The 12,530-nt window shown below is 60.3% G+C and carries 12 protein-coding genes; 7 read left to right on the top strand and 5 right to left on the bottom strand.

The annotated features are described in order from the left end of the window. The first annotated feature begins 5 nt into the window (after positions 1-5). Together cstA and AM329_RS11005 are read left to right on the top strand one after the other, a co-directional pair. Complete coding sequence (gene cstA / locus AM329_RS11010; RefSeq protein WP_015571172.1) at positions 6-2,111, top strand: pyruvate/proton symporter CstA; 2,106 nt, start codon at positions 6-8, stop codon at positions 2,109-2,111. 114 nt (positions 2,112-2,225) lie between these two features. Then, the gene (locus tag AM329_RS11005; protein WP_006809671.1) at positions 2,226-2,423 is read left to right on the top strand and encodes a YbdD/YjiX family protein; all 198 of its coding nucleotides are present in this window, start codon (positions 2,226-2,228) and stop codon (positions 2,421-2,423) included. Here the strand turns inward: AM329_RS11005 and AM329_RS11000 are convergent. From AM329_RS11000 to AM329_RS10985, 4 genes are all read right to left on the bottom strand, one after another. Beyond that, positions 2,420-2,824 carry a helix-turn-helix domain-containing protein gene (locus AM329_RS11000; protein ID WP_003858790.1) on the bottom strand — a complete coding sequence of 135 codons (405 nt, stop codon included), beginning with the start codon at positions 2,822-2,824 and terminating at the stop codon, positions 2,420-2,422. The genes AM329_RS11005 and AM329_RS11000 overlap by 4 nt on opposite strands. After that, positions 2,799-3,101, bottom strand: a complete 303-nt coding sequence (locus AM329_RS10995) for a type II toxin-antitoxin system RelE/ParE family toxin (protein WP_022647393.1) — start codon at positions 3,099-3,101, stop codon at positions 2,799-2,801. Before AM329_RS10995 ends, AM329_RS11000 begins: the two co-directional genes overlap by 26 nt. 183 nt (positions 3,102-3,284) lie before the next feature. Continuing rightward, on the bottom strand, positions 3,285-4,028 hold the full coding sequence (locus AM329_RS10990) for an SDR family NAD(P)-dependent oxidoreductase (RefSeq protein WP_017382507.1): 744 nt from the start codon (positions 4,026-4,028) through the stop codon (positions 3,285-3,287). A 57-nt stretch (positions 4,029-4,085) separates the two neighbouring features. Beyond that, positions 4,086-5,174, bottom strand: a complete 1,089-nt coding sequence (locus AM329_RS10985) for an oxidoreductase (protein ID WP_003858784.1) — start codon at positions 5,172-5,174, stop codon at positions 4,086-4,088. Positions 5,175-5,333: 159 nt separating this feature from the next. On the opposite strand from AM329_RS10985, the gene AM329_RS10980 reads away from it, so the two are divergent. From AM329_RS10980 to AM329_RS10965, 4 genes are read left to right on the top strand one after another with little or no spacing between them, the layout of a single operon-like run. Further along, positions 5,334-6,836 carry a sugar ABC transporter ATP-binding protein gene (locus AM329_RS10980; protein WP_023315599.1) on the top strand — a complete coding sequence of 501 codons (1,503 nt, stop codon included), beginning with the start codon at positions 5,334-5,336 and terminating at the stop codon, positions 6,834-6,836. After that, positions 6,833-7,843, top strand: a complete 1,011-nt coding sequence (locus tag AM329_RS10975; protein ID WP_032608827.1) for an ABC transporter permease — start codon at positions 6,833-6,835, stop codon at positions 7,841-7,843. The genes AM329_RS10980 and AM329_RS10975 overlap by 4 nt, the downstream gene beginning before the upstream one ends. A gap of 3 nt (positions 7,844-7,846) precedes the next feature. Continuing rightward, on the top strand, positions 7,847-8,911 hold the full coding sequence (locus tag AM329_RS10970; protein ID WP_032608829.1) for a sugar ABC transporter substrate-binding protein: 1,065 nt from the start codon (positions 7,847-7,849) through the stop codon (positions 8,909-8,911). After that, a complete protein-coding gene (locus AM329_RS10965; RefSeq protein WP_032608830.1) occupies positions 8,908-10,149 on the top strand; it encodes an LVIVD repeat-containing protein in 1,242 nt (413 codons plus the stop codon). Before AM329_RS10970 ends, AM329_RS10965 begins: the two co-directional genes overlap by 4 nt. 52 nt (positions 10,150-10,201) lie before the next feature. On the opposite strand, the gene mtnK is transcribed toward AM329_RS10965, so the two are convergent. After that, positions 10,202-11,401 (bottom strand): S-methyl-5-thioribose kinase, encoded by a 1,200-nt coding sequence (gene mtnK / locus AM329_RS10960; protein ID WP_023324300.1) that lies wholly within the window; start codon positions 11,399-11,401, stop codon positions 10,202-10,204. A gap of 102 nt (positions 11,402-11,503) precedes the next feature. Here mtnK and mtnA point away from each other — a divergent pair, with 102 nt between their 5' ends. Beyond that, the gene (gene mtnA, locus AM329_RS10955) at positions 11,504-12,520 is read left to right on the top strand and encodes an S-methyl-5-thioribose-1-phosphate isomerase (protein ID WP_023315603.1); all 1,017 of its coding nucleotides are present in this window, start codon (positions 11,504-11,506) and stop codon (positions 12,518-12,520) included. Positions 12,521-12,530 lie beyond the last annotated feature (10 nt).

The raw sequence follows: 12,530 nt of genomic DNA, 5'->3' as shown, positions 1-12,530 counted from the left end.
CAACTATGAACAACTCAGGGAAATACCTTACGTGGGCGGTGCTCTCCGTGGTGGGAGCCTTTGCCCTGGGCTATATCGCCCTCAACCGGGGGGAGCAGATCAACGCGCTGTGGATCGTCGTCGCCTCCGTCTGCATTTATCTGATCGCATACCGTTTTTATGGCCGCTATATCGCAAAGACGGTGCTGGGCGTAGACGGCACGCGCATGACGCCGGCCGTGCGTCATAACGACGGTCTGGACTACGTGCCGACCGATAAAAAAGTGCTGTTCGGTCACCATTTCGCGGCGATTGCCGGGGCAGGCCCGCTGGTGGGGCCGGTACTGGCCGCGCAGATGGGCTACCTGCCGGGGATGATCTGGATCCTCGCTGGGGTGGTGCTGGCGGGCGCGGTGCAGGACTTCATGGTGCTGTTCGTCTCCACCCGTCGCGACGGTCGTTCGCTGGGTGAGCTGGTGAAAGAAGAGATGGGGGCAACCGCCGGGGTGATTGCGCTGGTGGCGACCTTTATGATCATGGTGATCATCCTCGCGGTGCTGGCGATGATTGTGGTGAAAGCCTTGACCCACAGCCCGTGGGGAACCTATACCGTCGCCTTCACCATACCGCTGGCGCTGTTCATGGGGATCTACATTCGCTACCTGCGTCCGGGGCGCATTGGTGAAGTGTCAGTCATTGGCCTGGTGTTCCTGGTGTTTGCCATTATCTCCGGCGGCTGGGTGGCGGAAAGCCCGACCTGGGCACCGTTCTTCGACTTCACCGGCGTGCAGCTGACCTGGATGCTGGTAGGCTACGGCTTCGTGGCGGCGGTGCTGCCGGTATGGCTGCTGCTGGCCCCGCGTGACTACCTCTCTACCTTCCTGAAAATCGGCACCATCGTCGGGCTGGCGATCGGCATTTTAATTATGCGCCCGACCCTGACCATGCCTGCGCTGACCAAATTTATTGACGGCACCGGCCCGGTCTGGACCGGCAATCTGTTCCCGTTCCTGTTTATCACCATCGCCTGTGGGGCGGTGTCGGGCTTCCACGCGCTGATTGCCTCCGGGACCACGCCGAAGATGCTGGCGAATGAAAATCAGGCCTGCCTGATTGGCTACGGCGGCATGCTGATGGAGTCCTTCGTGGCGATTATGGCGCTGGTTTCGGCCTGTATTATTGACCCGGGCGTGTATTTCGCGATGAACAGCCCGATGGCGGTCCTGGCTCCGGCGGGCACCGTTGACGTGGTCGCCTCTGCCGCGCAGGTGGTGAGCGGCTGGGGCTTTGCGATTACCCCTGAAACGTTGACGCATATCGCTAATGAGGTCGGCGAGCAGTCGATTATCTCCCGCGCAGGCGGGGCGCCAACGCTGGCGGTGGGCATGGCCTACATCCTGCACGGCGCGCTGGGCGGGCTGATGGATGTCTCGTTCTGGTATCACTTCGCCATTCTGTTCGAGGCGCTGTTTATTCTGACGGCGGTGGATGCCGGTACCCGTGCGGCGCGCTTTATGTTGCAGGATCTGCTGGGGGTGATCTCCCCGAACCTGAAACGTACCGATTCACTCCCGGCTAACCTGCTGGCGACAGCGCTGTGCGTGCTGGCGTGGGGCTACTTCCTGCATCAGGGCGTGGTCGACCCGCTGGGCGGGATTAACACCCTGTGGCCGCTGTTCGGTATCGCCAACCAGATGCTGGCGGGCATGGCCCTGATGCTCTGCGCGGTAGTGCTGTTCAAGATGAAGCGCCAGCGTTACGCATGGGTGGCGCTGGTGCCAACGGCGTGGCTGCTGATCTGTACCCTGACCGCGGGCTGGCAGAAAGCCTTCAGCCCGGACAACAAGGTGGGCTTCCTGGCGATCGCCAATAAGTTCCAGGCGATGATCGACAGCGGTAAGATCCCGGCACAGTACACCGAATCTCAGCTGTCGCAGCTGGTGTTTAACAACCGTCTGGACGCCGGGCTGACCATCTTCTTTATGGTGGTGGTTGTGGTGCTGGCGTTGTATTCTCTGAAAACCGCGCTGGCGGCGTTGAAAGTCGACAAACCGACGGCGAAAGAGACGCCGTATGAGCCAATGCCTGAGAACCTGGACGAGATTGTCACCCAGGCGAAAGGGGCGCATTAACATTACCAAACCCCCTCACCCCAGCCCTCTCCCCAAAGGGGAGAGGGTGTTAAAGTTCCCTCTCCCCTTTGGGGAGAGGGTCAGGGTGAGGGGAATACAAACGAGAAACTGATTATGTTCGACACCCTTTCCAAAGCAGGTAAATACCTGGGCCAGGCCGCTAAAATGATGATTGGCGTGCCGGATTACGACAACTACGTCGAGCATATGCGCGTCAACCACCCGGACCAGACGCCGATGACCTACGAAGAATTTTTCCGCGACCGCCAGGACGCCCGCTACGGTGGCAAGGGCGGGGCGAAGTGCTGTTAACCCTCTTTCGGTAAATAGAGGCTGATCTGCTCCTGTTTACAGCCGTAAAGTGCCGCCAGCTTTTCGCGGGTGCGCTTTTGCGGTCGGGAGTCCAGCGCTTCCAGCTGTGACACGGCGGACTGGCTGATGCCAAGCTTCTCCGCCACCTCCTGCTGGGACATGCCGCATAAAATGCGCCAGGCGGCCTGTAGGCTGACGTTCTCGTTATGCATGATGTCGCACACTTCACCCGGTAAACCTACGTTATCGTAGATGTCTGATTCGTAAGGGATGTCTTCCCAGTCGTTTTCATCATCGTCATCGTACTCAAGCATGGCTAAACGCATGCGAAAATATTCACCGTAGGGTATGACAACATACTGTTTTTTTCCTTCTTCATCCTTGATGAACTGAATAGTCATATTCCGTATGCTCCTCATGAAGGTAGGTAGTGGTTGTCCGGCGTTTTACTGCCACTACGTAGCAGATATCACCCGGCGGGTCTCCGAAGGTGTAAATGACCCTGTAATCACCTAATCGCAACCTGTAGTGGTTTTCGGGAGAAGATAATTTCTTGATATCCGCGACAGGTGATGTTTTATCGTCCATCTTCTCCAGCCTGAATTTAATGCGGTTCTGATATCGAGGATCGATTTTAGAAAACTGCTTCTCTGCTGTTTTAGACCACACAATCTTCATCCGTACCTCCACTGTACGCCCATACAAAATATAAGGAAATAATAAGGCTATTAGATAAATTCCGAATTTCTAATGAGGTACTGTAGAGCGGAGAATAACCGCGAGAAAGCGGCAAAACGCGAATCGTCGAGGCGGCTCGAACAGGCCTCTGCCGGGCGACAGAGGCATACAGTAAATTTGCGATCAGGCGTTCAGACCGCCGTCGACATCCAGACCGGTGCCGGAAATTTGCCCCGCAGCCGGGCTGGCGAGGAAGGTGACTGCCGCTGCGATATCCTCCGGCTGGCCGTAATGGCCCAGGGCAATAAGCTGACGCTGAGAGTCAGCCTGCTCGCCGTCTTCCGGGTTCATATCGCTGTTGGTCGGGCCGGGGTGGACCAGGTTGACGGTAATGCCGCGCGGGCCTAAATCACGGGCCAGACCTCGGGTGAGAGAGTTAAGGGCAGACTTGGTCATCGAGTAGACGGCGATCCCCGGCTGCGCCACGCGGTTCGCCAGACAGCTGCCGATGTTGATGATGCGTCCGCCGTCCGACATATGCACCAGCGCTTCCTGAATGGCGATCACTACGCCGCGGATGTTGACGTTGATCAGAGCGTCGATGTCCGCCAGGGTCATGGACTCCAGCGGGCCGCCGCGCGCAATCCCGGCGTTATTGACCAGAATATCCAGCCCGCCGAGGGAGCGCGCCGCCTGCGTGACCGCATCCTGAATCGCCTGCGCGCTGGCGCTGTCGGCCTGAATCGCCTCGCCGTGTCGCCCCAGCGCGTTGATCTCATCGACGACCTGCTGGGCTTTATCGACGGATTTTTCGTAGGTGATAACCACATCGGCACCGGCTCGCGCCAGCGACAGCGCAATCGCCCGACCCAGCCCACGACTGGCGCCGGTAACCAGCGCCTTTTTACCTGTTAAATCGATCTGCATGATGACCTCGTTGCAAGAGTGGAGAGAATCATCATTAGGTATAGCCCGTCGGCGCAATTAACGGCTAAAGGATTCCACCTTCGCAAACGCGGCGCGCAGCACCTCAGGCGTTAACGTCACCGGCAGATAGTGAATCGACTCCACCGGGCGCAGGGTGTGGGCAATGACCTTATCCAGCTCGTCGCGGTTGTGAATATCGACGTCCAGCTCGCGAAGCGTGATTGGCAGGTTAAAGCGCCGGTACGCCGCCACCAGCTGCGCCAGCACGTCGTCCTGACCGAGCAGGGCGCTCTGGACCAGAATGCCATAGGCCACCTTGGTGCCGTGCAGGTATTTTTCCGTCTGCGGCAGCACGGTTAAGCCGTTGTGCACCGCGTGCGCCGCCGCCACGCGGGTATAGCGCTCACCCAGACCGCCGACCATTCCGCCTCCGGCAATAATCGCATCCACCACGTCCCGGAACGCCTGCGTCTGTTCGCCGCGCTGCTGATCTGCAAGCGCCTCTTCGCTGCGTTCCAGCAGCACGTCGCGGATCGCCAGCGCACCGTTCAGGCCAAGACGCACGGTCAGCGGCAGACTCTCAGGTTGAGGGGCGAGCACCGCCGCTTCGTACCACTTCGCCAGCGTATCGCCGATGCCCGCCAGCAGGTATTCCGCCGGGGCGTTAAGGATGATCTGCGGCTCCACCAGCACCAGAAAGTTGGCGTCGTCAAAAATCTCAAACTGTAGCGCCTGACCGGCATCGTTGTACCACACGGAGAGCGGGGTCCACGCCGCGCAGGTGGCGGCGATAGTGGGAATGCCCACGAACGGCACGCCCAGACAACGCGCCACGGCCTTGACGGTATCCATTACCGCACCGCCGCCCACGCCAATCACCACGCTGGTTTCACTTCCCGACTCGTTTACCAGATGAGTGACGTCACGCTCGCTGCAATGGCCCTTAAACAACAGATGTTTTGCCCCCGTCGCGTTAAAACTCTGCGGCAGATAAGGGCGTGCGCCCTCGATTGCCCGCTCGCCGTAGATCCACACCGCGCGGGAAAGTTGTTCCGGAGTAAAGAAATTATCCAGGTGTGCAAGGCTTCCCGGATGAGAGAAGTAGTTCGCCGGGCCGGGTACGACGCGGATATCGGTGTTGCTCATGAAGTTGTCCTTTTTTAGCAAGCGCTAACCCGATGTTATGTCTGGACATCCGGATGGCTAATAATATTTCGCTTTATCTTATGCCTTTTCCGTCGTTGTCAGTCAACCGGAGCTGTGAAAAATTCGCTAAATCAGAAGAGTAATGAAGGATTTACGCGGATGGTTTCCAGTCGCCTTGAGATGCGCGGTATCAGCCTGGCCTTTTCCGGCTTTCAGGCCCTGTCGCGCGTGGATTTCACCCTGAACGGCGGGTCGGTGCATGCGCTGACCGGCGCCAACGGCGCGGGGAAATCGACGCTGATGGCGGTGCTGTGCGGGACGCACGACCACTATGAAGGCGAAATCTGCATTAACAACCAGCCGGTAAGCATCCGCGAGCCGCTGGACGCCAAACGGCTGGGCATCCACCTCGTGCAGCAGGAGGTGGACGTGGCGCTGATCCCGGGGTTAAGCATTGCTGAAAACATCATGCTCGACCAGCTGGCGCAGCCAGGGCACCGCTACCGCTGGCGCGACATCCGCCAGCAGGCGCGGCAGGCGCTGGCGCAGCTGGATGTTTCGCTCGACGTTCGCCGCTCCATCGACAGCTGCACGCTTGCCGAAAAGCAGCAGATTTTGCTGGCACGCGCTTTGTCCCACCACTGCCGTTTTTTAATTCTTGACGAGCCCACCGCGCCGCTGGACGCGCACGAGAGCGAGCGTCTGTTTGCGGTGGTAAGACGTCTGCAACAGCAGGGCATCGGCGTGGTGTTTATCTCTCACCGCATTCACGAGCTAAAAGCTATCTGCGACACCCTCACGGTGCTGCGCGACGGCAGGCTGATTGAGTCTGGCCCGATGGCCGATCTCAGCGGTGAAGAGATTGTTGAGAAGATGCTCGGCCACGAGCTGAGCGATATCTATCCGCCCCCGCGCCCGCCGCACGGCGACGAAACGCTGCTGCGGGTAGAAGGGCTGCACGACGACGCGCTGCTGAAAGATATCTCTCTGCACCTGCGCAAGGGCGAAATTCTCGGCATTGCCGGGCTGGCGGGCGCGGGCAAAACCGAACTCTGTAAGGCGCTGTTTGGCGCCAGTAAAAGCCGCGTCGCGAACGGCGAGCTGAACCATCAGGACTGGAAACCGCGCGACCCGGCGGACTCGGTGCTGCGCGGCCTGGCGCTGGTGCCGGAAGAGCGGCGCAAAGAGGGCATTTTTATCGACGAGACGGTGAGCATGAATCTTGCCGTGTGCGCCGATAACAGCTTCTCGCGCTGGAGCCTGTTCGGCCATCGTCAGGCGTGGCGCTGGGCGGAGGAGGTGATCGCCCGCGTCGGCGTTCGCGCCCGCGGTCCCGGGCAGGTTTTGCGACGTCTCTCCGGCGGCAACCAGCAGAAGGTCGCCATCGGTAAATGGTTGCGTAATGACGCCAGCGTGCTGATATTCGACGAGCCGACCAAAGGCGTGGACGTGAAGGCCAAAACCGATCTGTTTCAGCTTATCGACGGCCTGGCGCGCGAGGGCAAAGGGGTGATTTACGCCTCCGGCGAGTTCGCCGAGCTGGTGGGGCTCTGCGACCGCATCTGCGTGCTGTGGGACGGGCGCATCGTGGCGGAAATCGCCGGGGCAGAGGCCCGGGAAGAGACACTACTTTATTATTCAACCGGAGGAACGGCGTCGTGAGCAAGGCCCTTTCAGTGACCGCGGCGGCGTCTGGCCGTCAGCAACTATTCGATTTTCTTTATAAGTGGGGCATGCTGCTGACCGTCGTCGCGCTGGTGGCCGTCTTTGGCCTGGCGTCGGACAGCTTCCTCGATCCGAACAACATCATCAACATTCTGCGCTCGATTGCCATCGTGACGGTGATTGCCATCGGCGTGTCGATCTCCCTGACCGTCGGCGGGTTCGATCTCTCGGTGGGATCCACCGCGTCGCTGGCGAACGCGCTGGTGATTTCGCTCTTCGTCTGGCACGGCTTCGGCACCACCGAGTCGATTGTAATCACTCTCGCGCTCTGCACGCTGGTCGGCCTGTTTAACGCTTTCCTGATCGTCATCCTGCGTATTCCGGACATGCTCGCCACCCTCGCCAGCCTGTTTGTCATCCAGGGCGTGGCGATGACCTACAGTTACGGCGGGTCGATTACTGAGAACATGGTGCTGCCGAGCGGCGACATGGCGGAAGGCACCATCCCTGCGACGTTCAGCCTGCTGGGACAGGTACCGACTATCGTGATCGTCATGCTGGTGGTGACGGTGCTGGCGCAGCTTGGCCTCTCGTTGACCACTCACGGTCGTCGGATGTACGCCATTGGCGGTAACCCGGAAGCGGCGCGCCTCTCGGGAATTCGCACCACGCGCTACAAGGTGGCGGCCTACGTGATTGCCTCCCTGCTGGCGGGCCTGGGCGGGATTTTGCTGGCCTCGCGTATTGGCTCATCGCAGGTGAACGCGGGCGGCGGTTACCTGATGGATGCGGTGGCGGCGGCGTGGATCGGCTTCTCGCTGGCCGGGTCCGGCAAGCCGAATGCCCTGGGGACCCTGGTCGGGGCGGTGATTCTCGGCGTGCTGTCGAACGGGCTGGTGATGCTCTCCGTGCCGTATTACGCCATGGACATTATAAAAGGGCTGGTGCTCGCGGTAGCGCTGGCGATTACCTACATACAAAACGCTGACAACACAACGGGATAAAAAATGAAAAAGATTGCACTCTCTTTGGTGGCATTAGGGTTATTCACCGCTCTGCCTGGCTTCGCGGCCACGCCCGCACCGCTCCCGGCGGCCATTGCCAACCATGACGGCCCCATTCGCATTGCGGTGATCCGCAACCTCGGCTCAGACGACAACACCACGCAGTTTGTTGCCGGGGCCATTCAGGAAGGGAAAAAGCTCGGCTTTAAGGTCAGCACCTTTTTGAGCAACGGGGATGACGCTAAATTCCAGGACTTCGTGAACCAGGCCATCAGCCAGAAATATGACGGGATCATCCTGTCTCAGGGCCGCGATCCGTACTCCACCGCGCTGGTAAAAAAGGCGGTGGATGCCGGGATCAAGGTCGCCGTATTTGATACCGCCGTCAACGGCGAGATCCCGGGCGTGACCGTTACCCAACAGGACGATGCCTCTCTGACCAATCTCTCCTTCGGCCAGCTGGCGAAAGATTTCAACGGCAAGGCCAATATCGTCAAGCTGTGGGTAGCGGGCTTCCCGCCGATGGAGCGTCGTCAGGCGGCGTATAAAGAGTTGCAAAAGCAATACCCGGAGATTAAAGAGCTGGAGTCCATCGGCGCGGTCTCCTCTGACGTGCAGGGCGACACCGCCAACAAGGTGGGTGCGATCCTGGCGAAATACCCGAAAGGCAAAATCGACGCCATCTGGGGGACCTGGGATGCCTTCAGCCAGGGCGCGTATAAGGCGCTGAAAGAGAACGGCCGCACCGAGATCAAACTCTACAGCATCGACATCTCCAACCAGGATTTACAGCTGATGCGCGAGCCGGGTAGCCCGTGGAAGGTGAGCGTGGCGGTAGATCCGAAGCTGATTGGCGCGACCAACGTACGCCTGATCGCCAACAAGATTGCCGGTGAAGCCACGCCTGCCACCTACGACTTCAAAGCCGCTGCGATCCCGCAGGCGCTGCTGACCGCGCAGCCGGGGGCGGTGAACGTGGCGTCGCTGGGCAAAATCATTCCGGGCTGGGGCAAAACGGAAGATTTTATCGCGCCGTGGTTTGCGACGCTGGAAACGAAAAATAAATGAGCATCCTCCCCACGCCAGAATACAGCCGCAATATGCGGCTGATCGGCCATAGCGATCAGGGCGGTCGCCCGGACGGCGTGCAGCTGATGGTGCACCGCGGCTTTGCGTATATCGGCCATATGGTGTCGCAGGGCTTTTCGATTGTCGACGTGCGCGATCCAAAAAATCCGAACCCCGCGGGCTATGTCCCCGCGCCGCCGGGCACCTGGAACGTGCACCTCCAGGCGCATGACGACCTGCTGCTGGTGATCAACGCCCGGGATCTGTTTGCCGATGCCCGCTTCGCCGACGAGAAGGTCTACTACACCCGTCAGGTAGGAGAGACCGTCAGCGACGTTCAGGACAGGGGCTGGAGCGCCGGGCTTCGCGTTTTTGATATCTCCACGCCGGACAGGCCGCGCGAAATCGGCTTTCTGTCGCTGAGCGGCATCGGCATTCACCGCATCTGGTACGTCGGTGGCCGCTGGGCGTACGTGTCGGCGCTGATCGACGGTTTTACCGACTACATTTTCCTGACCATTGACCTGGCGGACCCGCGCAAGCCCGAGGTGGCGGGGCGCTGGTGGCTGCCGGGGATGAACCAGTCCGCAGGCGAACAGCCGGACTGGCCGGAAGGGAAACGCTACGCGCTGCACCACGCGATTATTGCGGGGGATACCGCGTACGGCAGCTGGCGCGACGGCGGCCTGACGCTGCTGGACGTGAAGGATCGCACCCAGCCTAAGCTCATTAGCCACCGTAACTGGAGCCCGCCGTTTGGCGGTGGGACGCACACCGCGCTGCCGCTGCCGGACCGCGATCTGCTGGTGGTGCTGGACGAAGCGGTGCTCGATAACCAGGAAGACGGCGAGAAGCTGATCTGGCTGTTTGATATTCGCGAGCCGTCGAACCCGGTGAGTATCTCTACCTTCCCGCAGCCGGATGAAATCGACTACGTGGCGAAAGGGGCGCATTTTGGCCCGCACAACCTGCACGAGAACCGGCCGGGGAGCTTTGTCAGCTCCACGCTGATCTTTGCGACGTATCAGAACGCGGGCGTGCGCGCATATGACATTTCCAATCCGTATCGCCCGGTGGAAACGGGAGCGCTGGTGCCCGCGGCGCCGGAGAGGATGATGGATACGCGGCCGAATCGCCCGCAGGTGATCCAGTCGTGCGACGTGTTTGTGGATGCGCAGGGGATTATTTACAGCACGGATTATAACGGTGGGCTGTCGGTGATTGAGTATCTGGGGTGAGTGCGGTTTGATGCCCTCACCCCGGCCCTCTCCCACGGGGAGAGGGAGAAAATCAACTGTACTGCCGCACCCGTGCCACCAGCTCTTCCGCGCTGTCGATGCGGTCGGCAATCACAATCAGCGCTTTACCGAGGGATATCGCGTGGCGCAGGCATTCGTGACGCATCGCTTCATCCTGAATGGTGTCGATATCCGCCACATGGGAAAGCCCGACGCTGCGGCGAATCAGCTCGGTGCCGCAGAATCCGATGGCATCGTGCCAGACCTTTTTCAGGAATGCGGAGGCATAGCCCGGTGCGCTGAGTGCGGCGTCGCGGGCTTTCTCGTTTGCCAGTACCTGGAAGCGCTCCGCAAAGGTGTTCCACAGTTCCTGAATATCGGTCAGGCGCTGCTCGCGCGCGGCGGCGGCATCGCGAATGCCCAGATGCCCCGGCAGGCCGCAGAAGTTGAGCAGCAGGTTGCCGATGGCGGTGCCAACGTCAAAGCCCATCGGCCCGAAATAGCCGAACTCAGCGTCGATGGCCTTCAGGCTGCCGTCGGCCACAAAAATCGAGCCGCTGTGAATGTCTCCGTGCAGCAGGGCTTCGGCGTGCGCGAAAAAGCGGTGCTTGAGGGAGGCCACGGCGATTTTAAGCTGGGCGTCGTCGCGCAGGGCGGCAACATCGTTTTCCAGCTCGGCCGGGTAGCTGTTGCGCGCGTGGATCTGGTACGGATCGTTGAAGAACAGATCTTCGGTGATCTCGCACATCTCCGGGTTGATGAATTTTGCCACCTGCGCTTTTTTCTCGTGCGGATGCAGATAAAAATCGCTGGTGTGGAAAAGGGTGTGAGCCAGATATTCCCCCAGCTGACGCGCTGCCTGTGGGTAATAATTATTTCTGATCAGCTCGCCGCGCCAGATGCGATGGCTGGAGAGATCTTCCATCACCATCACCGCCAGTTCCGGATCAAAGTGGTGGATTTTCACGGTGTGCTGAGGGCTGTGCTGGTAATGCTCGACCAGGGTTTGCGCTTCAAGACGGGCACGATCCAGCGTCAGCGGCCAGGATTCGCCGACGCAGCGTACGTAGGGCAGCGCCTGCTTAACGACGATGCGGCTGACGCCCGCGCTGTCGAAAATTTTAAAAACCAGATTGAGGTTGCCGTCGCCCACTTCCTGCGCCTCTACCAGCGATGACGGATCTTCAAGTCCGCCAAACTGCCTGGCATACTCCACGGCGTCCTGAGCGGTAAAGGTACGGTATTGCGACATGGCCTGCTCCTCAGTTTTGCTAATTAAGACATGTAGACGTCTATACATCTGGATTTCATCCTGACACAATGTGCTACAACAACGCAACAGGGAATTAACGACATGCAGACATTACAGACGACCAGCCTGCGGGTGGCGAATAATCAGCTCTTTATTCTCGACCAACAGGCGCTTCCGCAGGAGAAACGGTGGGTGGATGCCTCGACGGTCGAGGCGCTGGTCGGGCATATCCACGCTTTGCGCGTACGTGGCGCGCCGTTGATTGGTCTCTCTGCAAGCCTGCTGCTGGCGCTGTTAGCGGAAAGCGGCAAAAGCCGCGACGAGCTGGCGGTGGCGATGGAAACCCTGCGCGCATCCCGCCCGACGGCGGTAAACCTGATGAACAACCTCGACCGCATGAAGCTTGCGCTGTGGGAAGAGGATTTCGTTCCGGCGCTGGTGGCTGAGGCGCTGCGCCTGATTGACGAAGACAAACGGCTCTGCGACGCGATTGCAAAAGCGGGCAGCGCGCTGGTGAAGCCCGGCAGCCGTCTGCTGACCCACTGCAACACCGGCGGGCTGGCGACGGCGGGCGTCGGTACCGCGCTGGGGGTGATTGCTCGCGCGCATAAGGAAGGCAAGGTAAGCAACGTCTGGGTGGATGAAACCCGTCCGCTATTGCAGGGCGGCAGGCTGACCGCGTGGGAACTCGGCGAGCTGGGCGTGCCGTATCAGCTAATTACCGACTCCATGGCCGCCAGCCTGATGGCAAAAGGGCAGGTGGACGCCGTGTGGGTGGGGGCAGACCGCATTGCGGCCAACGGCGACGTGGCGAACAAAATCGGCACCTACTCTCTGGCGGTGCTGGCGAAATTCCACGGCATTCCGTTCTATGTCGCCGCGCCGCAAACGACCCTCGACCCGGACTGCCCGAACGGCGACGCGATCCCGATTGAGCAGCGCGCCGCCAGCGAGGTGACGGGCGTGGCGGGAAGCTTTGGCGCGGTGCAGTGGGCGCCGGAAAACGCGCAGGTCTATAACCCGGCGTTTGACGTCACCCCCGCCTCGCTGATTAGCGGCTGGGTGCTGGATACGGGCGTGGTCACTCCGGACGAGGTGGCGGAAGGGAAATTTGCCTGAGTCCGGCTAT

The organism is Enterobacter cloacae complex sp. AR_0002, from assembly GCF_001922365.1.
GTDB lineage: Bacteria > Pseudomonadota > Gammaproteobacteria > Enterobacterales > Enterobacteriaceae > Enterobacter > Enterobacter hormaechei_C.
Note: the sequence above shows the minus strand (reverse complement) of the source record. Positions and strands in the feature narration are given on the sequence as shown.

Coding starts and splice junctions, on each gene's coding strand:
- cstA (WP_015571172.1), top strand. CDS start 6: ATGAACAACTCAGGGAAATACCTTACGTGGGCGGTGCTCTCCGTGGTG.
- AM329_RS11005 (WP_006809671.1), top strand. CDS start 2,226: ATGTTCGACACCCTTTCCAAAGCAGGTAAATACCTGGGCCAGGCCGCT.
- AM329_RS11000 (WP_003858790.1), bottom strand. CDS start 2,824: ATGACTATTCAGTTCATCAAGGATGAAGAAGGAAAAAAACAGTATGTT.
- AM329_RS10995 (WP_022647393.1), bottom strand. CDS start 3,101: ATGAAGATTGTGTGGTCTAAAACAGCAGAGAAGCAGTTTTCTAAAATC.
- AM329_RS10990 (WP_017382507.1), bottom strand. CDS start 4,028: ATGCAGATCGATTTAACAGGTAAAAAGGCGCTGGTTACCGGCGCCAGT.
- AM329_RS10985 (WP_003858784.1), bottom strand. CDS start 5,174: ATGAGCAACACCGATATCCGCGTCGTACCCGGCCCGGCGAACTACTTC.
- AM329_RS10980 (WP_023315599.1), top strand. CDS start 5,334: ATGGTTTCCAGTCGCCTTGAGATGCGCGGTATCAGCCTGGCCTTTTCC.
- AM329_RS10970 (WP_032608829.1), top strand. CDS start 7,847: ATGAAAAAGATTGCACTCTCTTTGGTGGCATTAGGGTTATTCACCGCT.
- AM329_RS10965 (WP_032608830.1), top strand. CDS start 8,908: ATGAGCATCCTCCCCACGCCAGAATACAGCCGCAATATGCGGCTGATC.
- mtnK (WP_023324300.1), bottom strand. CDS start 11,401: ATGTCGCAATACCGTACCTTTACCGCTCAGGACGCCGTGGAGTATGCC.
- mtnA (WP_023315603.1), top strand. CDS start 11,504: ATGCAGACATTACAGACGACCAGCCTGCGGGTGGCGAATAATCAGCTC.